The sequence below is a fragment of the Pseudarthrobacter sp. GA104 genome (genome assembly GCF_009741265.1).
Lineage (GTDB): Bacteria > Actinomycetota > Actinomycetes > Actinomycetales > Micrococcaceae > Arthrobacter.
In genome coordinates, this window is the sequence record NZ_WOWL01000001.1 from 3,442,572 (window position 1) to 3,464,830 (window position 22,259).

The 22,259-nt window shown below is 63.2% G+C and carries 18 protein-coding genes; 15 read left to right on the forward strand and 3 right to left on the reverse strand.

Going from position 1 to position 22,259, the window contains the following annotated elements; genetic code table 11:
- Position 1 precedes the first annotated feature (1 nt).
- From GK109_RS15720 to rplL, 4 genes are all read left to right on the forward strand, one after another.
- Positions 2 to 1,141 (forward strand): GNAT family N-acetyltransferase, encoded by a 1,140-nt coding sequence (locus GK109_RS15720; protein ID WP_157241599.1) that lies wholly within the window; start codon positions 2 to 4, stop codon positions 1,139 to 1,141.
- 8 nt (positions 1,142 to 1,149) lie between these two features.
- The gene (locus GK109_RS15725) at positions 1,150 to 2,268 is read left to right on the forward strand and encodes a GNAT family N-acetyltransferase (protein ID WP_157241600.1); all 1,119 of its coding nucleotides are present in this window, start codon (positions 1,150 to 1,152) and stop codon (positions 2,266 to 2,268) included.
- Between the two features lie 298 nt (positions 2,269 to 2,566).
- Positions 2,567 to 3,148, forward strand: a complete 582-nt coding sequence (gene rplJ, locus GK109_RS15730) for a 50S ribosomal protein L10 (protein ID WP_104998642.1) — start codon at positions 2,567 to 2,569, stop codon at positions 3,146 to 3,148.
- A 77-nt stretch (positions 3,149 to 3,225) separates the two neighbouring features.
- The gene (gene rplL, locus GK109_RS15735; RefSeq protein WP_013601842.1) at positions 3,226 to 3,603 is read left to right on the forward strand and encodes a 50S ribosomal protein L7/L12; all 378 of its coding nucleotides are present in this window, start codon (positions 3,226 to 3,228) and stop codon (positions 3,601 to 3,603) included.
- A 67-nt stretch (positions 3,604 to 3,670) separates the two neighbouring features.
- Here the strand turns inward: rplL and GK109_RS15740 are convergent, their stop codons facing one another.
- Together GK109_RS15740 and GK109_RS15745 are read right to left on the reverse strand one after the other, a co-directional pair.
- Complete coding sequence (locus tag GK109_RS15740) at positions 3,671 to 4,168, reverse strand: aminoacyl-tRNA deacylase (RefSeq protein ID WP_157241601.1); 498 nt, start codon at positions 4,166 to 4,168, stop codon at positions 3,671 to 3,673.
- The gene (locus GK109_RS15745) at positions 4,168 to 5,367 is read right to left on the reverse strand and encodes an acetyl-CoA C-acetyltransferase (protein WP_157243022.1); all 1,200 of its coding nucleotides are present in this window, start codon (positions 5,365 to 5,367) and stop codon (positions 4,168 to 4,170) included. The genes GK109_RS15740 and GK109_RS15745 overlap by 1 nt, the downstream gene beginning before the upstream one ends.
- Before the next feature lie 462 nt (positions 5,368 to 5,829).
- Between GK109_RS15745 and rpoB the strand changes: the two genes are divergently transcribed.
- From rpoB to GK109_RS22235, 7 genes are all read left to right on the forward strand, one after another.
- Positions 5,830 to 9,339, forward strand: a complete 3,510-nt coding sequence (gene rpoB, locus GK109_RS15750) for a DNA-directed RNA polymerase subunit beta (protein ID WP_157241602.1) — start codon at positions 5,830 to 5,832, stop codon at positions 9,337 to 9,339.
- A gap of 117 nt (positions 9,340 to 9,456) precedes the next feature.
- Positions 9,457 to 13,356, forward strand: coding sequence for a DNA-directed RNA polymerase subunit beta' (locus GK109_RS15755; protein ID WP_157241603.1), 3,900 nt, complete (start codon positions 9,457 to 9,459; stop codon positions 13,354 to 13,356).
- A 394-nt stretch (positions 13,357 to 13,750) separates the two neighbouring features.
- Positions 13,751 to 14,125 carry a 30S ribosomal protein S12 gene (gene rpsL / locus GK109_RS15760; RefSeq protein WP_009358312.1) on the forward strand — a complete coding sequence of 125 codons (375 nt, stop codon included), beginning with the start codon at positions 13,751 to 13,753 and terminating at the stop codon, positions 14,123 to 14,125.
- Position 14,126: 1 nt separating this feature from the next.
- A complete protein-coding gene (gene rpsG, locus GK109_RS15765) occupies positions 14,127 to 14,597 on the forward strand; it encodes a 30S ribosomal protein S7 (protein ID WP_026531948.1) in 471 nt (156 codons plus the stop codon).
- Positions 14,598 to 14,665: 68 nt separating this feature from the next.
- The gene (fusA, locus tag GK109_RS15770; RefSeq protein ID WP_321214080.1) at positions 14,666 to 16,780 is read left to right on the forward strand and encodes an elongation factor G; all 2,115 of its coding nucleotides are present in this window, start codon (positions 14,666 to 14,668) and stop codon (positions 16,778 to 16,780) included.
- A 264-nt stretch (positions 16,781 to 17,044) separates the two neighbouring features.
- Entirely contained in the window at positions 17,045 to 18,235 is a 1,191-nt protein-coding gene (gene tuf / locus GK109_RS15775) for an elongation factor Tu (RefSeq protein WP_104998637.1), read from the forward strand.
- A gap of 101 nt (positions 18,236 to 18,336) precedes the next feature.
- Entirely contained in the window at positions 18,337 to 18,462 is a 126-nt protein-coding gene (locus GK109_RS22235) for a hypothetical protein (RefSeq protein ID WP_255428758.1), read from the forward strand.
- 31 nt (positions 18,463 to 18,493) lie between these two features.
- Here the strand turns inward: GK109_RS22235 and GK109_RS15780 are convergent, their stop codons facing one another.
- Positions 18,494 to 19,930 carry a GH1 family beta-glucosidase gene (locus tag GK109_RS15780; protein WP_157241604.1) on the reverse strand — a complete coding sequence of 479 codons (1,437 nt, stop codon included), beginning with the start codon at positions 19,928 to 19,930 and terminating at the stop codon, positions 18,494 to 18,496.
- Between the two features lie 411 nt (positions 19,931 to 20,341).
- Between GK109_RS15780 and rpsJ the strand changes: the two genes are divergently transcribed.
- Genes rpsJ through rplW form a run of 4 tightly spaced genes read left to right on the forward strand, consistent with a single transcriptional unit; the run spans position 20,342 to position 22,248 of the window.
- A complete protein-coding gene (gene rpsJ, locus GK109_RS15785; RefSeq protein ID WP_003803825.1) occupies positions 20,342 to 20,650 on the forward strand; it encodes a 30S ribosomal protein S10 in 309 nt (102 codons plus the stop codon).
- 17 nt (positions 20,651 to 20,667) lie between these two features.
- A complete protein-coding gene (gene rplC, locus GK109_RS15790) occupies positions 20,668 to 21,318 on the forward strand; it encodes a 50S ribosomal protein L3 (protein WP_013601833.1) in 651 nt (216 codons plus the stop codon).
- A 4-nt stretch (positions 21,319 to 21,322) separates the two neighbouring features.
- Positions 21,323 to 21,946: a 50S ribosomal protein L4 gene (gene rplD, locus GK109_RS15795; RefSeq protein WP_104998635.1), complete on the forward strand. Its 624-nt coding sequence runs from the start codon at positions 21,323 to 21,325 to the stop codon at positions 21,944 to 21,946.
- Positions 21,943 to 22,248, forward strand: coding sequence for a 50S ribosomal protein L23 (gene rplW / locus GK109_RS15800; protein ID WP_102975110.1), 306 nt, complete (start codon positions 21,943 to 21,945; stop codon positions 22,246 to 22,248). The genes rplD and rplW overlap by 4 nt, the downstream gene beginning before the upstream one ends.
- Positions 22,249 to 22,259 lie beyond the last annotated feature (11 nt).

The window sequence follows — 22,259 nt, forward strand, 5'->3', positions numbered from 1 at the left end:
AATGGCCGGACCGGAGTTGGATGGCGTCGCGGGGACGCCCGATGCCCTCACGATTTCCGCCGTGGACGTCCTCCTGGCACCCGGCAGGGGAGCGGTGGCAAGCGCCGGGGACGCAACTGCCGACTTCACGGTGTGCCATGACATGCGCGTGGCCCACGAACTGGAGCTTTGGGGCAACCTGGACCGCTGCCCCACGCTGGCGGAAGCCTTGGAGTTCTGGCAGGGCAATGAGTACGAGGAGCGGCAGCTTTACCTTGCCAGGCTGGGCCGGGAACCGGTGGGCTTCTGCTCTGTGACGCTCCCGCTCCGCGAGAACACGCACACCGCCGGAATCGACGTCCTCATCTCCCCGGCCCACCGGCGCCAGGGATTGGGACGCATCCTCCGGCAACACGCTGAAACCGTAGCCCGGGAGCGGGGCAGGATGTCCCTGGACGCCTATCACGAGGTCCCGCTGGCGCATGCGGACGGAGCTGTGCTGCTGCCCGCCAAATCCGGTGCTGGCGGCCTGCCGCTCACCGCCCCCGCCGTAGCCTTTGCCCTCGCCTCCGGCTACGAGCTGGAGCAGGTGGAGCGCTCCAGCCGCCTCGGGCTGCCGGTGGCCCCGGAACTGCTGGACCAGTTGGAGGCCGAGGCCTCTTCCCGGGCCGCAGGCTACGGACTTACCGGCTGGGACGATCACTGCCCGGAGGCCCTGGTGGACGCCTACGCCCGGCTTAAGGCCACGATGACCGAGGACGTTCCCATCGCCGGCATGGACTGGGAAGGCGAAGACTGGGATGCCGCCCGCGTACGCGACGAAGAGCGGACGCTGTTCCGGGGCGGAGTCCAGTCGGCAGTGACGGCGGCCCTCCACCTAAGTACGGGCGAACTGGTTGCCTACACCGTCCTGAACTGGCGGCCCGGGGTTCCTGACACGATCGCCCAGCAGGACACGCTCGTTGCCGGAGGCCACCGCGGCCACCGCCTCGGGCTCCTGGTGAAACTGGCAAACCTTCGGCGCGCCCAGGGCCGGTGGCCGTCCGTGCGGTCAGTGTTGACGTGGAATGCCATTGAAAACCGACATATGCTGGCCATAAATAATGCCCTTGGATTCAGGCCCGCCGGCTATGAAGGTGAGTGGCAGAAACGGCTGGGATGAAGACGCCAATGGCAAAAGACGTGAAGATCGAACAGCTCTGGATCCCGGACTCACTCGACTCCCCGGACGCCGCAGACTTCCTTGCCGCGGTCGAGGTGGGCCGGAAGGTCCGGATGCAGACCTGGGGGAGCGACGACCTCGCCTACGAGCCGCTGGAAAAGCTCCTGGAATTTGAAGACCCCTATGAGCGGCAGCTCATCCTGGTGGCCAAAGTGGACGGCGAAATCGTGGGCACCGTGGACATCGCGCTGCCCCTCACCGACAACCTGGACCTCGCGGAGTTCACGCTGGACATCCTGCCGGAGTTCCAGCGCCAGGGCGTGGGCAGGCGGCTGCTCCAGGCGGCCGAACAGCTGGCCCGGGCGGAAGGCCGCACCATGATCCTGGTGGACACCAACCATCCGGGCGCGTCCCTTCACGAGTTTGAAAAGGCCCAGCTGGTCCCCGGCTCCGGCCAGGGCTTCGTGCCGCTGGAGAGCCGCGAAGTAGAGTTCGCGCAGAAGACCGGGTACACGCTCCAACACATCGAACAGTTCAGTTCCTGCGCGCTGCCCCTGGATTCGAAGCTGGTTGCGGACCTGCAGGCCGAAGCCGAGGAGGCCAACAACGGCCGCTACCGGCTGCACCACTGGACGGACCGGTGCCCGGACCAGTGGCTCGAAGCTGTCGCCGTCCTTGAGAACCAGGCGGGGGCCGACGTCGATCCCTCCTTGGAAGCGCCCGTTGAGCAGGACATGGTGTTCGACGGCGGCATCCTCCGGGAAGCGGAAGACGTCGCCATCGCGCAGGGGCGGCGGACGGTGGTCACCGCCGTCGAGCACCTCGCCACAGGTGCCCTTGTGGGCCTGACCACCATCACTGTCCTGGCGCACCGCGCCGACGTTGTCTTCCAGGACGACACACTGGTGCTGCAGGAACACCGCGGAAACAAACTCGGCCTGCTGATCAAGGTGGCAAACATGGAACGGCTCACCGAACAGTTTCCGGATGCCCGGATCATCTACACCTGGAATGCGCCGGAAAACCGGTACCTCCTGACGGTCAATAAGCAGCTGGGATTCCAGACGGCCGGGGTCACGGGCATCTGGCAGAAAGAACTCCCGCAGCTGGGCACAAGCACCAGCTGAGGGCGCGATTTGGCGCAGTGATGGCTCTCCCGTAGACTTGAAGGACCAAAGACCGTCGGTTGTTGGAAATCCACTCTCTCGAACATGGCTCAACTCTGCAGTTGTGCGCGGGAGACGCAGTGGGTTTCTGGACGAAGGACCCTCAACGTAGGGCGGCCGGCGCAGGTGAACGAAGCAGCAGCTCCATGGGATATCCGTGTTGAGCCAAGCCCCGTGCATCTGCGCGGGGCGTTTTTTAGTTTTAGCTCACCTTGAGCGGGGACCGTCGAATACCGGCACTATCCCCGGAAGGAGGGTTATGGCAACGCCTACCAAGGTTTCAGCAGTAGCTGAGATCACTAACGATTTCAAGGAATCGAACGCCGCTGTCCTGACCGAATACCGCGGGCTCACCGTTGCACAGCTCAAGCAGCTGCGTGTTTCTCTCGGCCAGGACACCAAGTTCGCGGTCGTCAAGAACACCCTGACCGCCATTGCAGCCAAGGAAGCCGGCGTTGAAGCATTCAACGACCAGCTCTCCGGCCCCACTGCAATCGCGTTCATCAAGGGTGACGCAGTTGCCGCTGCCAAGAGCCTGACGGATTTTGCCAAGACCAACAAGCAGCTTGTCATCAAGACCGGCTACTTCGAGGGCAAGGCTCTGAACGCCAGCGAGGTTGCCGCACTGGCAGCACTCGAGTCCCGTGAGCTGCAGCTCGCCAAGGTTGCAGGCGTCCTCAAGGCCCCTGCCGCCGCCGCTGCACGCATCATTGACGCACTGCGCCTCAAGCTTGAAGAAGAGAACGGTGCACCGGCAGCTGCCGAGGCGCCTGCCGCTGAAGAAGCACCTGCCGCAGAAGCTGAAGCCCCGGCTGACGCTCCCGCAGCTGAAGAGAACTAAGTCTCTTCACCCCACCAGACTCCGGTGTGATGCCCGGCCCCGCGCCGCTGAACACCACAACAGGAAGGACGCCTACCATGGCGAAGCTCAGCAACGAAGAGCTCATTGAAGCTTTCAAGGAACTGACCATCATCGAGCTCTCCGAGTTCGTCAAGCTCTTCGAAGAGACCTTCGAAGTTACCGCTGCTGCTGTTGCAGTTGCCGGCCCCGCCGGTGGCGCAGCTGCTGAAGAGGTTGAAGAGAAGACCGACTTCGACGTCGTCCTCGAAGCAGCCGGCGACAAGAAGATCGCAGTGATCAAGGAAGTTCGCGCCATCACTTCCCTGGGCCTCAAGGAAGCAAAGGACCTGGTTGACAGCGCTCCCAAGGCTGTCCTCGAAGGTGCTACCAAGGAAGCTGCCGAGAAGGCCAAGGAGCAGCTCGAGGCTGCAGGCGCCACCGTTACCCTCAAGTAACAACGCCTTTTCCGCGAAAAGCCCCGTCCACGTCATGTGGGCGGGGCTTTTGCGTTCCCAGCCGCGGTCAGGCCGGGTCGCTGATGTCCGCGACGACGGCACCCAGTGCTGCGGTCAGGGCGTCCGCATCCACGAAGGCGCTGTAGCCGTGGGCGCCTGCGCCCATCGAGATCCTGCGTCCGGTAACGGTGGAGTCCGCATAGACCGGCCAGCTCTTGGTGCTGCCCAGCGGCGTGATGGTGCCGCGTTCATAGCCGGTTGCATCCAGGGCCGCGTCCGCGGGCGGCAGCGACAGCTTGTTGACGCCCACCAGGGTCCGCAGCTTCGGCCACGAGATCTGCCGGTCGCCGGGAATCAGCGCAAACAGGAACGAGCCGTCCTTGTGCTTGACCACCAGCGACTTCACGATGTCCGCCGGCGTGATTCCCAGGATCGCCGCCGCTTCCTCGAGGCTTTTGGCGGCGGGCCTTTCGACGATGTCCACCTGCAGGCCGCGGGCGGCGGCGTCGGCCAGGAAGCGTCCATGTCCGACGCCGTCCGCGTCTTTCACAACTTCGTCCGCCATCAGTCGCGGTACAGCAGGAGCGCTTCGCCCTGCCCGCCGCCGCCGCACAGGGACACCGCCGCCTTGCCTGTTCCGCGGCGCTTGAGTTCATGTGCGGCATGCACGGCCAGGCGCGCGCCGGAGGCCCCGATGGGGTGGCCCAGCGCAATGGCCCCGCCGTGGATATTGCACTTCTCAAGCGGGTAGTCCAGGTCCTTGAGCGACTGCACCGCCACCGATCCGAAGGCTTCGTTGATTTCGATGAAGTCGAGGTCAGCAGTGGTCCATCCCGCCCGTGCCAGCGCGTTCCGGATGGCGTTGGAGGGCTGGGAGTGCAGTGAGTTGTCCGGTCCTGCCACCTGCCCGGGCTTCCCAACGACAGCGAGGTACTCAAGGCCGTGTTTCTCCGCATAGCCGCGGGAGGCCAGCACCAGGGCGGCGGCCCCGTCGGACAGGGGAGATGAGTTGCCGGCGGTGATGGTCCCGTCCGTGACAAAGGCGGCGCGCAGGCCGGCAAGGGAATCCACAGACGTGTTGGGCCGAACCCCCTCGTCAGTGGACACGACGATGGGGTCCCCCTTGCGCTGCTTCACGCTGACCGGGACGATCTCGTCGTCGAACGTTCCATTCTTGGCAGCCAGCGCGGCACGCTGGTGGGACTGCGCAGCGACGTTGTCCTGGGAGGTCCGGTCGATCCCCAGTGCCAGGTTGCGGGTCTCGGTGGAGAGGCCCATGGACTGGCCGTCGAAGGCGTCGGTGAGGCCATCGTGGGCGGCGGCGTCCAATGCCTGGATCGAGCCGTACGTCCACCCCTGCCTGGAACCGGGCAGCAGGTGCGGGGCGCGGGTCATGGATTCCTGGCCGCCGGCCACCACAACGTCCGCCTCCCCGGCCCGGATCAGGCGGGCGGCGTCAATCACCGCGGTGAGCCCGGACAGGCACACCTTGTTGACGGTCACGGCAGGGACGTCCCAGCCGATGCCGGCGCCGATGGAGCTTTGCCGGGCGGGGTTCTGGCCGGCGCCCGCCTGCAGCACCTGTCCCATGATGACGGCGTCCACGTCAGCGGCGTCCACGCCACTGGCTTCCAGGGCAGCCTTGATGGCGCGGGCGCCGAGCTCCACCGCGGTGAAGCTTGCAAGCTGCCCGTTGAGCCGGCCCTGCGGTGTGCGCGCTGCTGCGAGTATGACAACGTCAGTGTTGTCAGGAGAGTTGCCCATGGTTATCTCTTCCGGTCCGTTTTCGGTGTAGGCCACCAAGGGTACCGTGACCCTGGTCACCTAACTATTCAAACGCCTGTCCCGCCAGGTGCATTCCGCAAAGCAAGTTGCATTCCGGAACGCGGGCGGCGCCTTGGGAAGCCTGTTCAGGAAGCCTCTTCAACGTCGCCAGGGAGTCGGGCGGAAATCCGGTGCTTGCAATCCCGCCGGATGTGGGGTAGACATGTAGGTTATTTTGCCGTATCGTAGATATTTGCGTCTTCCCTGTTTACCTTCAGCCTTCATATAGCGGTGGGCTTTGCCTGGCAGCTGACAATCAACGTGCCGTCAACAACGTCACAGCATGGTCAGCACCGGCCCCGGGTCATATAGCGGAACCGGATGGTAGCACTGCGGAGCATTCCGCAGGGTGCACAGCGGGGGAGATCTGAAAACGCCTGAAGGTCTGTGGAAGGATCCCTCTTGGTCGCCTCGAGCACCTCTAATAACGAAACCGCTAACACCGCCGACAGCACTGATGGTGCCACTCGCCGGCTCTCATTCGCAAAGATTCACGAACCTCTTGACGTTCCGAATCTGCTTGCCCTCCAGACGGACAGCTTCGACTGGCTGGTCGGAAATGAGCGCTGGCAGGCACGCGTGGCAAAGGCTGTCGAAGAAAACGATCTCAGCGTCGCCACCACGTCCGGCCTGTCGGACATCTTCGAAGAGATCTCCCCGATCGAGGACTTCCAGGGCACCATGTCCCTGAGCTTCTCCGATCCGGAGTTCGCTGACCCCAAGTACACCATGGCCGAGTGCAAGGACCGGGACGCTACGTACTCGGCTCCGCTGTACGTCAAGGCCGAGTTCATGAACAACAACACGGGCGAAATCAAGCAGCAGACCGTGTTCATGGGTGACTTCCCGCTGATGACCGAGAAGGGCACCTTCGTCGTCAACGGCACCGAGCGTGTCGTCGTCTCCCAGCTGGTCCGTTCCCCGGGCGCCTACTTCGAGCGCGCCGCCGACAAGACCAGCGACAAGGACATCTTCACCGCGAAGATCATCCCGTCCCGCGGCGCCTGGTTCGAGCTCGAAATCGACAAGCGCGACCAGGTCGGCGTCCGCCTCGACCGCAAGCGCAAGCAGTCCGTCACGGTCCTGCTGAAGGCCCTCGGCTGGACCGAAGGCCAGATCCTCGAAGAGTTCGGCCAGTACGACTCCATGCGGGCAACCCTGGAGAAGGACGCCACCGAAACCCGCGAAGACGCGTTGCTGGACATCTACCGGAAGCTGCGACCGGGCGAGCCGCCCACCGTCGAGGCTGCCCAGTCCCTGCTGGACAACCTGTACTTCAACTCCAAGCGCTACGATCTGGCCAAGGTTGGCCGCTACAAGATCAACCGCAAGCTTGGCATCGACCGCTCCCTTGGCGACAAGGAAGCTTCGGTCCTGCACGTTGAAGACATCGTTGCCATGATCAAGTTCCTCGTCGCGCTGCACGCCGGCGAGAAGACCATCAAGGGCACCCGTGACGGCCAGGAAGTGGACCTGCGCGTCGAAATCGACGACATCGACCACTTCGGCAACCGCCGCATCCGCGCCGTCGGCGAGCTCATCGAGAACCAGGTCCGCACCGGCCTGTCCCGCATGGAGCGCGTGGTCCGCGAGCGTATGACCACCCAGGACGTCGAGGCCATCACGCCGCAGACCCTGATCAACATCCGCCCCGTGGTCGCCGCGATCAAGGAGTTCTTCGGAACCTCCCAGCTCTCGCAGTTCATGGACCAGAACAACCCGCTCTCGGGCCTGACCCACAAGCGCCGCCTGTCCGCGCTTGGCCCCGGCGGTCTGTCCCGTGACCGTGCCGGCATGGAAGTCCGTGACGTGCACCCGTCCCACTACGGACGTATGTGCCCCATCGAAACTCCTGAAGGCCCGAACATTGGCCTGATCGGTTCGCTGGCTTCCTACGGACGCATCAACCCGTTCGGCTTCATCGAGACCCCGTACCGCCTGGTCAAGGACGGCGTCGTTTCCGACGACGTCCAGTACCTGACCGCCGACGACGAGGCCGAGGTGCTGATCGCCCAGGCCAACGCGCCGCTGGACGAGAACAAGAAGTTCGCCGAAGACACCGTCCTGGTCCGTGCCCGCGGTGGTGGAGGCGAGCCTGTCCTCGTTCCCGCCGCCGACGTCGAGTTCATGGACGTTTCCCCGCGCCAGATGGTGTCCGTGGCTACCGCCCTGATCCCGTTCCTCGAGCATGACGATGCCAACCGTGCACTCATGGGTGCCAACATGCAGCGCCAGGCCGTGCCGCTGGTCCGTTCCGAGGCCCCCTTCGTGGGCACCGGCATGGAGCGCGCCGCAGCCGTCGACGCCGGTGACGTTGTCATCGCGAAGAAGGCCGGCGTGGTCACCGAGGTTTCCGCCGAGCTCGTCATCATGCTCAACGACGACGGCACCGAGACCAACTACCGCATCAACAAGTTCGCCCGCTCCAACCAGGGCAACTGCTACAACCACCGTGTCCTGGTGAACGAAGGCCAGCGCCTGGAAGTTGGCGGCATCATCGCCGACGGCCCGGCAACGGACCAGGGCGAGCTCGCCCTCGGCAAGAACCTGCTCGTGGCATTCATGTCATGGGAAGGCCATAACTTCGAGGACGCCATCATCCTCTCGCAGCGCATTGTTGCCGAGGACGTCCTTTCCTCCATCCACATCGAGGAGCACGAGATCGATGCCCGCGACACCAAGCTTGGTGCCGAGGAAATCACCCGTGACATCCCCAACGTGTCCGAGGAAGTCCTGGCGGGCCTGGACGAGCGCGGCATCATCCACATCGGTGCCGAGGTTGAAGCAGGGGACATCCTGGTCGGAAAGGTCACCCCGAAGGGTGAAACCGAACTGACCCCGGAAGAGCGCCTGCTGCGCGCCATCTTTGGTGAGAAGTCGCGCGAAGTCCGCGACACCTCCCTGAAGGTTCCCCACGGCGAGTCCGGCACCGTCATCGGCGTTCGCGTCTTCGACCGCGACAACGACGACGAGCTGCCCCCGGGCGTGAACCAGCTGGTCCGCGTCTATGTCGCTGCCAAGCGCAAGATCACCGACGGCGACAAGCTCGCCGGCCGCCACGGCAACAAGGGTGTCATCTCCAAGATCCTCCCCGTTGAGGACATGCCCTTCCTTGCCGACGGCACCCCCGTTGATATCGTCCTGAACCCGCTGGGTGTTCCGGGCCGTATGAACGTCGGCCAGGTGCTCGAAACGCACCTCGGCTGGGTTGCCAAGACCGGTTGGAAGATCGAAGGCGAGCCCGAGTGGGTCAAGCAGCTGCCGAACCTGCCGCGCGAGAGTGGCCAGACCACTGTTGCAACGCCGGTGTTCGACGGCGCCCGCGAAGAGGAAATCACGGGCCTGCTGGACTCCACCAACGTGACGCGTGACGGCGAACGCCTGATCAACTCCTCCGGCAAGACCCGCCTGTTCGACGGCCGCTCCGGCGAGCCGTTCCCGGATCCGATCTCGGTCGGCTACATGTACATCCTGAAGCTCCACCACCTGGTGGACGACAAGATCCACGCGCGCTCCACCGGCCCGTACTCCATGATCACGCAGCAGCCGCTGGGTGGTAAGGCACAGTTCGGTGGCCAGCGCTTCGGTGAAATGGAAGTGTGGGCGCTCGAAGCTTACGGCGCCGCCTACACGCTCCAGGAGCTTCTCACGATCAAGTCTGACGACATCCATGGTCGCGTGAAGGTCTACGAAGCCATCGTCAAGGGCGAGAACATCCCCGAGCCGGGTGTTCCCGAGTCCTTCAAGGTCTTGATCAAGGAAATGCAGTCGCTGTGCCTGAACGTGGAAGTCCTCTCCACGGACGGAACCACAATTGAAATGCGTGACTCTGATGACGCAGTCTTCACGGCTGCGGAGGAACTGGGTATCGATCTGTCCCGTGCAGAGCCCAGTTCCGTAGAAGAGGTTTAGCAGGCGGGCGTACCGGGAAAGCAGCGCGCCACCCGCGCTGCCTTTCCGGTACCTCACCTCCCTCTTTCCGTAACCCAAGACTTCAGAATTTAGAGAACAAGAGAGAACAGGGACCATATGTCCAGCGAATCCTCCTTCGGCCTCATGCAGATCGGCCTCGCCACCGCGGAAGACATCCGCGGCTGGTCTTACGGCGAGGTTAAGAAGCCGGAAACCATCAACTACCGCACGCTCAAGCCCGAGAAGGACGGCCTCTTCTGCGAGAAGATCTTCGGCCCCTCCCGGGACTGGGAATGCTACTGCGGTAAGTACAAGCGCGTGCGCTTCAAGGGCATCATCTGTGAGCGGTGTGGCGTTGAAGTCACCCGCGCAAAGGTCCGCCGCGAACGCATGGGCCACATCGAGCTGGCCGCCCCGGTCACGCACATCTGGTACTTCAAGGGTGTTCCCTCACGCCTGGGCTACCTCCTTGACCTGGCGCCGAAGGACCTCGAAAAGGTCATCTACTTCGCTGCCTACATGATCACCAGCGTTGATGAAGCCGCCCGCCACGAGGAACTGCCCAACCTGCAGGTTGAGCACGACATCGAGAAGAAGCAGCTCATCGACAACCGCGACTCCGACATCGCGGCGATCGCCCGCGACCTCGAAGGCGAAATCGCCCGCCTCGAAGGCGAAGGCGCGAAGGCTGCCGACAAGAAGAAGGCCCGCGACTCCGCCGACCGCCAGATGGCCAACGTGCGCAAGCGTGCCGACGCCGACATCGAGCGCCTCGAGCAGGTCTGGGACCGCTTCAAGAACCTGAAGGTCGCTGACCTCGAGGGTGACGAAGGCCTGTACCGCGAGCTGCGCGACCGCTACGGCATGTACTTCGAAGGCTCCATGGGTGCCGAAGCCATCAAGAAGCGCCTTGAGAGCTTCGACATGCAGGCTGAATCTGACCTGCTGCGCGACATCATCGCCAACGGCAAGGGCCAGCGCAAGACCCGCGCCCTGAAGCGCCTGAAGGTGGTCAACGCGTTCCTGACCACCAACAACAGCCCGCTTGGCATGGTCCTCGACGCCGTTCCGGTGATCCCGCCGGAACTGCGCCCCATGGTCCAGCTGGACGGTGGCCGCTTCGCGACCTCCGACCTCAACGACCTGTACCGCCGCGTGATCAACCGCAACAACCGCCTCAAGCGCCTGCTTGACCTGGGTGCTCCGGAGATCATCGTCAACAACGAGAAGCGCATGCTTCAGGAAGCTGTTGACAGCCTCTTCGACAACGGCCGCCGCGGCCGTCCGGTCACCGGCCCGGGCAACCGTCCGCTGAAGTCCCTGAGCGACATGCTCAAGGGCAAGCAGGGCCGTTTCCGCCAGAACCTCCTGGGCAAGCGCGTCGACTACTCGGGCCGTTCGGTCATCGTCGTCGGCCCGCAGCTGAAGCTGCACCAGTGCGGCCTGCCCAAGCAGATGGCGCTGGAGCTCTTCAAGCCGTTCGTGATGAAGCGCCTGGTTGACCTCAACCACGCCCAGAACATCAAGTCGGCCAAGCGAATGGTTGAGCGTTACCGCCCGCAGGTCTGGGACGTGCTGGAAGAGATCATCACCGAACACCCGGTGCTGCTCAACCGTGCACCTACCCTGCACCGCCTCGGCATCCAGGCCTTCGAGCCGCAGCTTGTTGAAGGCAAGGCAATCCAGCTCCACCCGCTGGTTTGTGGCGCCTTCAACGCCGACTTCGACGGCGACCAGATGGCAGTCCACCTGCCGCTGAGCCCCGAAGCCCAGGCTGAAGCCCGCATCCTGATGCTGTCCTCCAACAACATCCTGAAGCCCTCTGACGGACGCCCGGTCACCCTGCCGTCGCAGGATATGATCATCGGCCTCTACCACCTGACCACCAAGCGGAAGGGTTCGGCCGGTGAAGGCCGCATCTTCGGCTCGGTCGCAGAGGCCATCATGGCGTTCGACGCCCGCGAGCTGCACCTTAACTCGCAGGTCAAGATCCGCCTCGAAGGCTTCGTGCCGTACGCAGGCTGGGAAGCTCCGGAGGGCTGGGAGCCGGGTCAGCCGGCACTCGTCCAGACCTCCCTGGGCCAGGTTCTCTTCAACGAGACGCTGCCCGAGGACTACCCGTGGGTCGAGGCTGTTGCCGACAAGGGCGAACTGTCCCGCATCGTCAACGACCTCGCCGAGCGCTACCCGAAGGTCGTCACCGCGGCAACGCTGGACAACCTCAAGGATGCCGGTTTCTACTGGGCCACCCGCTCGGGCGTTACCGTCGCCATCTCGGACATCGAGGTTCCGGCCGCAAAGCCTGCGATCCTCGCCGGTTACGAGGAACGCGCCGCCAAGATCCAGGGCCAGTACGACAAGGGCCTGATTGACGACGACGAGCGTCGCCAGGAACTGATCGAAATCTGGAACAAGGCAACCAACGAGATCGCCCAGGCAATGCGCGACAGCCTGTCACCGATGAACACCATCAACCGCATGGTGTCCTCCGGTGCACGTGGTAACTGGATGCAGGTCCGCCAGATCGCGGGTATCCGTGGCCTGGTGGCCAACCCTAAGGGTGAAATCATCCCGCGCCCCATCAAGTCCTCCTACCGCGAGGGCCTGTCGGTGCTGGAGTACTTCATCGCCACGCACGGTGCCCGTAAGGGCCTGGCTGACACCGCTCTGCGTACCGCAAACTCGGGTTACCTGACCCGTCGCCTTGTGGACGTGTCCCAGGACGTCATCGTCCGCGAAGAGGACTGCGGCACCGAGCGTGGCCTGGTCACGCCCATCGCCGTCGCCGATTCCAACGGCGAGCTGGTCCTGGACGAGAACGTCGAGAACAGTGCCTACGCACGTACCCTCGCCGTCGACGTCGTGGATTCCGAGGGCAAGGTCCTTGCGGCCGCCGGCACCGACTGCGGCGACGTGGTCATCGACGAGCTGTTCAAGGCAGGCATCACCGAGGTCAAGGTCCGCTCCGTACTCACCTGTGAGTCCAGCGTCGGAACCTGTGCCCTGTGCTACGGCCGTTCACTGGCAACCGGCAAGACCGTGGACATCGGCGAGGCCGTGGGCATCATCGCCGCACAGTCCATCGGTGAGCCCGGTACCCAGCTGACCATGCGTACGTTCCACACCGGTGGTGCAGTCTCCGCCAGCGGCGGCGACGACATCACCCAGGGTCTGCCCCGTATCCAGGAGCTCTTCGAAGCCCGTACTCCGAAGGGTGTTGCACCGATTGCCGAAGCAGCCGGCCGCATCACCATCGAAGAGTCCGAGCGCCAGATGCGCCTGGTCATCACCCCCGATGACGGAACCGAAGAGATCGCCTACCCGGTCCTGCGCCGTTCACGCCTGCTGATCGAGGATGGCGACCACGTCACCGTCGGCCAGAAGCTGATCAACGGACCGGTGGATCCCAAGCAGGTCCTGCGCATCATGGGTCCGCGTGCGGCACAGAAGTTCCTGGTGGACGAGGTCCAGGGCGTGTACCGCAGCCAGGGCATCGGTATCCACGACAAGCACGTCGAGGTTATCGTCCGCCAGATGCTGCGCCGCGTCACGGTCATCGAGTCCGGCGAGTCGGACCTGCTGCCCGGCGAGCTCGCCGAGCGCAGCCGCTTCGAAGATGCCAACCGCCGCGTTGTGTCCGAGGGCAAGACTCCGGCATCCGGACGTCCTGAGCTCATGGGCATCACCAAGGCGTCGCTGGCCACCGAGTCCTGGCTGTCCGCAGCTTCCTTCCAGGAGACCACCCGCGTCCTGACGCAGGCGGCCATGGAAGGAAAGAGCGATCCGCTGCTGGGCCTCAAGGAGAACGTCATCATCGGTAAGCTGATCCCGGCCGGCACGGGCCTCCCGCGCTACACCGAGGTCACCGTGGAGCCCACTGAGGAAGCAAAGGCCAACCTGTTCACCGGCCCCAGCGCCTTCAGTGACTTCTCGTACGACACCCTGGGCGGGGATGGAGCTCCCGAGTTCCACGCCATCCCGCTGGATGACTACGACCTGGGCAACGACTTCCGCTAAAGCGGCAGTCCCGCTCATTGATGGAAGGCCCCGTCCCCGCACCGTGGGGACGGGGCCTTCCCGTTGGGGCGGCATGGCCCTGATTAAGGGGTACGGGCCGTCCATGCTAGACTTGTTACCAATTGTTATTGTGGCAGTGGATGAGTGCGCCGGTACCAGCTGAAAGGCTGAACCAGAGCGACGTTTCCGGTTTGCAGGGTTCTTGTGCAACGTATGCCACATTTTTGCATGCCTAGGGGCCATTGAAGACGTAAGTCAGTTCCTATGGATGCGATCCGACTATTAAGGCTTCGCCTTCGCCGCCATGGAGAACTTCTTCAAGGCCCGGGCGGCGGGGCAACGCAAAGGAGAGTGGCCGGAAGCGGCCACTCCGGATAAAACGGAGAACACGAGAGTGCCTACGATTAACCAGCTGGTCCGCAAGGGCCGCACGCCTAAGGTCTCAAAGACCAAGGCTCCCGCGCTTAAGGGCAGCCCCATGCGCCGCGGTGTCTGCACCCGCGTCTACACCACGACCCCGAAGAAGCCGAACTCGGCTCTGCGTAAGGTGGCACGTGTGCGCCTCAACGGCGGCGTGGAAGTTACCGCCTACATCCCCGGTGTTGGCCACAACCTGCAGGAGCACTCCATTGTGCTCGTTCGCGGTGGTCGTGTGAAGGACCTTCCGGGTGTCCGCTACAAGATCGTCCGTGGTGCCCTCGATACCCAGGGTGTCAAGAACCGTAAGCAGGCACGCAGCCGCTACGGCGCAAAGATGGAGAAGAAGTAATATGCCTCGCAAGGGTCCGGCCCCCAAGCGGCCGCTCGTACTAGATCCCGTTTACGGCTCCCCGCTGGTCACCCAGCTCATCAACAAGGTGCTCGTTGACGGCAAGAAGTCCACTGCAGAGCGCATCGTCTACGGTGCCCTCGAAGGCGCCCGTGCCAAGTCCGGCGGCGACCCCGTAGCAGCCCTCAAGAAGGCCATGGACAACGTCAAGCCTTCCCTCGAGGTCCGCTCCCGCCGTGTTGGTGGCGCAACCTACCAGGTTCCGGTCGAGGTCAAGCCGGGCCGCTCCACCGCCCTCGCCCTGCGTTGGCTGGTTGGCTACTCCAAGGCCCGCCGCGAAAAGACGATGACCGAGCGCCTCCAGAACGAAATCCTGGATGCATCCAACGGTCTCGGTGCCGCTGTGAAGCGTCGCGAAGACACCCACAAGATGGCCGAGTCCAACAAGGCCTTCGCACACTACCGCTGGTAATACTCCCGGGCGCCGCCGGCTCAACCGAGCCGGCGGCGAACGCGTAGTCAATCCCAAAAGGAGACCCCGTGGCACAGGACGTGCTTACCGACCTTAGTAAGGTCCGCAACATCGGCATCATGGCCCACATTGATGCCGGCAAGACCACCACCACCGAGCGCATCCTGTTCTACACGGGTGTGAACCACAAGATCGGCGAAACGCACGACGGCGCTTCGACCACTGACTGGATGGAACAGGAAAAGGAACGCGGCATCACCATCACGTCTGCCGCCGTGACCTGCTTCTGGGAAAACAACCAGATCAACATCATCGACACCCCCGGCCACGTTGACTTCACCGTAGAGGTTGAGCGCTCCCTGCGCGTCCTCGACGGTGCCGTTGCCGTCTTCGATGGCAAGGAAGGCGTTGAGCCCCAGTCTGAGACCGTTTGGCGCCAGGCTGACAAGTACAACGTTCCCCGCATCTGCTTCGTCAACAAGATGGACAAGCTCGGTGCCGACTTCTACTTCACCGTAGACACCATCATCAGCCGCCTCGGCGCCAAGCCGCTGGTCATGCAGCTGCCGATCGGTGCAGAGAACGACTTCATCGGCGTTGTGGACCTGCTCTACATGCGCGCCCTCGTGTGGCCCGGCGATGCCAAGGGCGACGTGACCATGGGTGCCAAGTACGAAATCCGCGAGATCCCGGCCGACCTCCAGGCAAAGGCTGACGAGTACCGCGCGAACCTCGTTGAGACCGTCGCCGAGTCCTCCGAAGAACTCATGGAGAAGTACCTTGAGGGCGAAGAGATCTCGATCGATGAGCTCAAGGCCGGCATCCGCAAGATGACGATCAACTCCGAGCTGTACCCGATCTTCTGCGGTTCCGCATTCAAGAACCGTGGCGTCCAGCCCATGCTCGATGCAGTCGTGGACTACCTGCCGAACCCGCTCGACGTCCCCCCGATGATCGGCCACGATCCTCGCGACGAAGAGAAGGAACTGACCCGCAAGCCTTCCTCCGAAGAGCCGTTCTCCGCTCTCGCGTTCAAGATTGCGGCCCACCCGTTCTTCGGCCAGCTGACCTTCATCCGCGTGTACTCCGGTCACGTGGAAGCAGGCGCGCAGGTGGTTAACTCCACCAAGGGCAAGAAAGAGCGCATCGGCAAGCTGTTCCAGATGCACGCCAACAAGGAAATGCCCGTTGAGGGCGCTACCGCCGGCCACATCTACGCAGCCATTGGCCTGAAGGACACCACCACGGGCGACACCCTGTGTGACTCCGCGAACCAGATCGTCCTCGAGTCCATGAGCTTCCCGGAGCCTGTGATCTCGGTTGCCATCGAGCCGAACACCAAGGGTGACCAGGAGAAGCTCTCCACGGCCATCCAGAAGCTCTCCGCTGAGGACCCCACCTTCCAGGTGTCCCTCAACGAAGACACCGGCCAGACCATCATCGCCGGCATGGGCGAGCTCCACCTGGACATCCTGGTGGACCGCATGCGCCGCGAGTTCAAGGTCGAAGCCAACGTGGGCAAGCCGCAGGTCGCCTACCGCGAAACCATCAAGCGTGCTGTGGAGCGTCACGACTACACGCACAAGAAGCAGACCGGTGGTTCGGGCCAGTTCGCAAAGATCCAGATTGCGATCGAGCCGCTGGACACTGCCGAGGGCGAGCTGTACGAGTTCGAGAACAAGGTCACCGGTGGCCGCGTTCCCCGCGAGTACATCCCGTCGGTTGACGCTGGTATCCAGGATGCGCTGAACGACGGCGTCCTGGCCGGCTACCCGGTTGTTGGCATCAAGGCAACGCTGATTGACGGCGCCTACCACGATGTCGACTCCTCGGAAATGGCGTTCAAGATCGCCGGCCGTATGGCTTTCAAGGAAGCTGCACGCAAGGCGAACCCTGTCCTGCTCGAACCGCTGATGGATGTCGAGGTCCGCACCCCTGAGGAATACATGGGTGAAGTTATTGGTGACCTCAACTCCCGCCGTGGCCAGATGCAGTCCATGGAAGATGCACAGGGCGTCAAGGTCATCCGTGCGCACGTCCCGCTGTCCGGCATGTTCGGCTACATCGGTGACCTGCGCTCCAAGACCCAGGGCCGTGCTGTGTACTCCATGACGTTCAACAGCTACGCCGAGGTCCCGAAGGCTGTTGCCGACGAGATCATCCAGAAGAGCCGCGGCGAATAGTCCCCTGGGACTTTTCTAAGCGAACAACCTCGGGTGCGCCTGCCGGAAGCGGTCAGCGCAGCCGGTGCAGGTGGCCGGGCCGGTCGGATTCATCCGGTCAAGCCGGGTCCCGGCCATCTGCACGAACAGGCTCAAGGCACTAGTATTAGTTCCTGAATCTGCAATTTCACCAATCCAAAGCCCCCCAAGTAGACTTACCTGAGTTTCCGCCGCGACAAGCGCGGCTGAAGGGTACGTCATTTGAAAACGTTCTAGGAGGAACCTGTGGCAAAGGCAAAGTTCGAGCGGACTAAGCCGCACGTTAACATCGGCACCATTGGTCACGTTGACCACGGTAAGACGACGTTGACGGCCGCCATTTCCAAGGTGCTGTACGACAAGTACCCGGATCTCAACGAGAAGCGCGACTTCGCGTCGATCGACTCTGCTCCCGAAGAGCGTCAGCGCGGTATTACCATCAACATCTCCCACGTGGAGTACCAGACCGAGAAGCGCCACTACGCACACGTAGACGCTCCCGGTCACGCTGACTACATCAAGAACATGATCACCGGTGCTGCCCAGATGGACGGCGCAATCCTCGTGGTTGCTGCTACCGATGGCCCCATGGCTCAGACCCGCGAGCACGTTCTGCTCGCCCGCCAGGTTGGTGTTCCCTACCTGCTGGTCGCCCTGAACAAGGCTGACATGGTTGACGATGAGGAACTGCTGGACCTCGTTGAAATGGAAGTTCGTGAGCTCCTCAGCTCGCAGGGCTTCGATGGCGACGAAGCACCGGTTGTCCGCGTTTCAGGCCTCAAGGCCCTGGAAGGCGACCCCGAGTGGGTCAAGTCCGTTGAGGACCTGATGGCTGCTGTGGACGAGTCCGTTCCGGACCCCATCCGCGACCGCGACAAGCCCTTCCTGATGCCGATCGAGGACGTCTTCACCATCACCGGCCGTGGCACCGTTGTTACGGGCCGCGCCGAGCGTGGAACCCTCGCTATCAACTCCGAGGTCGAGATCGTCGGCATCCGCCCGGTCCAGAAGACCACGGTTACCGGTATCGAGATGTTCCACAAGCAGCTCGACGAAGCATGGGCCGGCGAGAACTGTGGCCTCCTGCTCCGCGGTCTGAAGCGCGACGATGTCGAGCGTGGCCAGGTTGTCGTCAAGCCGGGTTCCATCACCCCGCACACCGACTTCGAGGCTAACGTCTACATCCTCTCCAAGGACGAAGGCGGACGTCACAACCCGTTCTACTCCAACTACCGCCCGCAGTTCTACTTCCGTACCACGGACGTAACCGGCGTTATCACCCTGCCCGAGGGCACGGAAATGGTTATGCCCGGCGACAACACTGAGATGACCGTTGCGCTCATCCAGCCGATCGCAATGGAAGAGGGCCTCGGCTTCGCAATCCGCGAAGGCGGCCGCACCGTTGGTTCAGGACGCGTTACCAAGATCATCAAGTAATTCTTGTTGAACTGAAGAACAGCCCCGCTGCTACTGCAGCGGGGCTGTTCTTTTCGGTTAACGCGGCCCTGATACTGTTGCTGGACCGAGAGGAGTTCACCATGGGCTGGCTAATTTTCCTGATCATCGCGGTTGCCGTCGTGGCCGGTGTGTTTTGGGCCAGGCGGTATTTCCGCCACGAGATCGACCGCGCGAAGCGCATCAACAGGGCTAACAAGGAGCTGTAGCTGCTCACGGCGCCCCCGCCGGGAGCACAAACTAGGCCTTGCCCGCTTTCCTTGCGCGGCTGAGTTCCTGGTACCAGTAGAAGGACTGTTTCGGGGTGCGCGCCTGGGTGTCAAAGTCCACATGGACCAGTCCGAAGCGTTGTGAATATCCGGCCGCCCACTCGAAGTTGTCCATGAGGGTCCACACGTAGTAGCCCCGGAGGTCCACGCCGGAAGCGATCCCGCCCGGAGCGGTGGCATCAAGGGCTGCTCCAAGGTGCGTGGCCAGGTAGCGCACCCGCTCCTCGTCCTGCCATGTTCCGGACACGGTCTCGGGCTCAGGGAAGCTGGCGCCGCCCTCGGTGATGAACACCGGCGGCAGTACTTCGCCGTACCGGTCGTGGAGCTCTTTCAGCAGGACACCCAGATGATCCGGGGCCACAGGCCAACCAAACCCGGTGCTGTCGTATTCCGGGTAGCCCACCTCGTGGAAGGGCAGTCGCGCCACCGCTTTGTGGACATCTGCCGGGATTGATGCTGCGCCGCGTCCCAGGGCCACCTTCACGGGGAAGTAGTAATTCAGGCCGTAGAAGTCCAGTGGCTGGTGGATGGTGCGCAGATCGGCGTCGGAGATTCTGCCGATGGAGCGCAGCCATGGCTTGGCATACAGGGGAAGCTTCGGGTAGCGGCCTAGCAGCACGGGATCTGCGTAGATCCGGTTCATCAGCAGGTCATAGAGGTGGGCTACGAGCCGGTCACCTATCTTGCCGCTGGCGGGCCGCACGGGCGCGTGCAGGTTGGTCACCCCGATGCCTCCGGTTACGCCGGCTGCCCGCAGTGCCTGCGCACCAAGGCCGTGGGCCAGCAGTTGGTGGTGAATGGACGGGAGTGCGTCGAACATGAGCGCATGGCCGGGGGCATGCACGCCCAGGGCATAGCCGTTCAGGGTCACCGAGACGGGTTCGTTCAAGGTGACCCACTGCGCCACACGGTCCCCGAAGCGTTCGCCCGCGGCACTGGCATATTCGCCGAAGCGCTCGGCTGTCTCCCGGTTCATCCAGCCGCCGCGGTGTTCCAGCGGCAGCGGGGTATCCCAGTGGTAGAGCGTAGCCATCGGGCTGACCCCGGCCGCAAGCAGCTGATCCAGGAGCCGGTCGTAGAAGTCCAGGCCCTCTTTGTTGAAACCGCCGCGCCCCTCGGGTTGGATCCTCGGCCAGGAGAGTGAGAAGCGGTAGGAGTCCACCCCAAGGTCCTTCAGCAGGGCCACGTCCTCCGGCAGCCTGTTGTAGTGATCGCACGCCACAGCGGGGGAGTGGCCGTCCACGATGGCGCCCGGCTTCTCGGCGAAGGCGTCCCAGCCGGAGGGCCCCCGCCCGCCGTCGGCCAATGCTCCTTCAATCTGGAAGGCAGCAGCGGCTACCCCCAAAGTGAACGACGCCGGCATCCGGCTGGCGAGTTCGGTCGCCGAGTCTGTGCTTTCCAGGGTCATGCCCCTATCATCCATTCGGTTGGGACGGGGGGCAATGGCCCCGGAAGAAGCACCCGCGGCCGGGCGTGAGCGGCGCCGATTCGCTTCTGCCGCCAAATTCCGGCATACTAGATGAGTTGTTCAAGCGCTTCTTCGCGTCCCGATCCGGATAATGCCGGATGCCAGGGTCCAAGTGGAAGACCAAACATAACCCACTCCCCATGGAATAGCGGATTTGTATGCGTGCACAGCGCGACACGCCCGACCGCGGGGGTCGGTTGCGCCGGCAAGGTGAGGAACCCGGATTCATCCGGATTCAGCTTGTGCGGCGGGTGGTAGTTACGACTTCAAATGCTTCGGCAGCCATACAACGAGAAATGAACAGGGCAGCCCTAACCAGGGGAAGCACAGACTGAAAGAGAGTCAGGCGACATGGCGGGACAAAAAATCCGCATCCGGCTGAAGTCATACGACCACGAGGTCATTGACGTTTCAGCACGGAAGATCGTTGAGACGGTCACGCGCGCAGGCGCAACGGTAGTGGGCCCCGTGCCGCTGCCTACGGAGAAGAACGTGTACTGCGTGATCCGCTCTCCGCACAAGTACAAGGACAGCCGCGAGCACTTCGAAATGCGCACGCACAAGCGTCTTATCGACATCATCGATCCCACGCCGAAGGCTGTTGACTCGCTCATGCGTCTCGACCTGCCGGCTGACGTGAACATCGAAATCAAGCTGTAGGGAGGTGCTGAGAGACTATGACCGCAACCCGTAACGTAAAGGGCCTGCTGGGCACGAAGCTCGGCATGACCCAGGTCTGGGACGAGAACAACAAGCTCATCCCCGTCACTGTGGTCCAGGCAGATTCGAACGTCATCACCCAGCTGCGCAACGCAGAAGCTGATGGCTACGTCGCCGTTCAGATCGGCTACGGCCAGATCGATCCCCGCAAGGTCACCAAGCCGCTGGCTGGTCACTTTGAAAAGGCGGGCGTCACGCCTCGCCGCCACGTCGTCGAACTCCGTACCGCAGATGCTGCTGAGTACGAGCTGGGCCAGGAGCTCTCCGTAGAGGTCTTCGAAGCCGGCCAGAAGATCGACGTCATCGGCACCACCAAGGGTAAGGGCTTCGCCGGTGTTATGAAGCGTCACGGCTTCCACGGCGTTGGAGCTTCCCACGGTGCCCACAAGAACCACCGTAAGCCCGGTTCAATCGGTGGCGCATCCACCCCGAGCCGCGTCTTCAAGGGCATGAAAATGGCCGGCCGCATGGGCGCCGTTCGTCACACCACGCTGAACCTCACGGTCCACGCGGTTGACGTCGAGAAGTCGCTGCTCCTTATCAAGGGTGCCGTTCCCGGCGCCCGCGGCCAGGTCGTCCTCGTACGCACCGCCGTGAAGGGAGCCTAGTCCAATGGCTAACACTGTCCAGGTTGACCTGCCTGCAGAGATCTTCGACGTCCAGACCAACGTGCCGTTGCTGCACCAGGTTGTCGTTGCCCAGCTCGCTGCTGCTCGCCAGGGTACCCACAAGACCAAGACCCGCGCTGAAGTTTCCGGTGCAGGACGTAAGCCGTTCAAGCAGAAGGGCACCGGCCGCGCCCGTCAGGGTTCAATCCGTGCTCCTCACATGACCGGCGGTGGCGTTGTCCACGGTCCCACCCCGCGTGACTACAGCCAGCGCACCCCCAAGAAGATGATTGCTGCTGCACTGCGCGGCGCACTGTCTGACCGGGCACGCAACGGGCGCATCCACGTTGTCGCCGAGCTGGTAGAAGGCTCCAAGCCTTCCGCCAAGGCTGCACTTGCAGCGCTGCGCGGCGTCTCCGACCGCAAGAACCTGCTGGTCGTCATCGAGCGCGCCAACGATGTTGCAGCACTGTCCGTGCGCAACCTCGCCGGTGTTCACGTTCTGTACGCAGACCAGCTGAACACCTACGACGTTCTCGTGTCTGATGACGTTGTCTTCACCAAGGCTGCCTACGACGCATTCGTTGCCGGCAAGGCAGTGGCAAAGAATGAGGAGGATGCCAAGTGAGTGCAGCCACCATCAAGGATCCGCGCGACGTCGTGCTTGCACCCGTCGTGTCGGAAAAGAGCTACGGCCTGATCGACGAGGGCAAGTACACCTTCCTGGTGGACCCCCGTTCGAACAAGACCGAGATCAAGCTGGCCGTGGAGAAAATCTTCTCCGTCAAGGTCGACTCGATCAACACCATCAACCGTGCCGGTAAGCGCAAGCGCACCAAATTCGGATGGGGTACCCGCAAGAACACCAAGCGTGCGATTGTCACCCTCAAAGAAGGCACCATCGACATCTTCGGCGGTCCGCTCTCGTAGCGGAGACCACT

Coding starts and splice junctions, on each gene's coding strand:
- GK109_RS15720 (WP_157241599.1), top strand. CDS start 2: ATGGCCGGACCGGAGTTGGATGGCGTCGCGGGGACGCCCGATGCCCTC.
- rplL (WP_013601842.1), top strand. CDS start 3,226: ATGGCGAAGCTCAGCAACGAAGAGCTCATTGAAGCTTTCAAGGAACTG.
- GK109_RS15725 (WP_157241600.1), top strand. CDS start 1,150: ATGGCAAAAGACGTGAAGATCGAACAGCTCTGGATCCCGGACTCACTC.
- rplC (WP_013601833.1), top strand. CDS start 20,668: ATGACCGCAACCCGTAACGTAAAGGGCCTGCTGGGCACGAAGCTCGGC.
- GK109_RS15745 (WP_157243022.1), bottom strand. CDS start 5,367: ATGGGCAACTCTCCTGACAACACTGACGTTGTCATACTCGCAGCAGCG.
- GK109_RS15780 (WP_157241604.1), bottom strand. CDS start 19,930: ATGACCCTGGAAAGCACAGACTCGGCGACCGAACTCGCCAGCCGGATG.
- GK109_RS15740 (WP_157241601.1), bottom strand. CDS start 4,168: ATGGCGGACGAAGTTGTGAAAGACGCGGACGGCGTCGGACATGGACGC.
- GK109_RS22235 (WP_255428758.1), top strand. CDS start 18,337: ATGGGCTGGCTAATTTTCCTGATCATCGCGGTTGCCGTCGTGGCCGGT.
- rplJ (WP_104998642.1), top strand. CDS start 2,567: ATGGCAACGCCTACCAAGGTTTCAGCAGTAGCTGAGATCACTAACGAT.
- rplD (WP_104998635.1), top strand. CDS start 21,323: ATGGCTAACACTGTCCAGGTTGACCTGCCTGCAGAGATCTTCGACGTC.
- rpsJ (WP_003803825.1), top strand. CDS start 20,342: ATGGCGGGACAAAAAATCCGCATCCGGCTGAAGTCATACGACCACGAG.
- GK109_RS15755 (WP_157241603.1), top strand. CDS start 9,457: ATGTCCAGCGAATCCTCCTTCGGCCTCATGCAGATCGGCCTCGCCACC.
- rpsG (WP_026531948.1), top strand. CDS start 14,127: ATGCCTCGCAAGGGTCCGGCCCCCAAGCGGCCGCTCGTACTAGATCCC.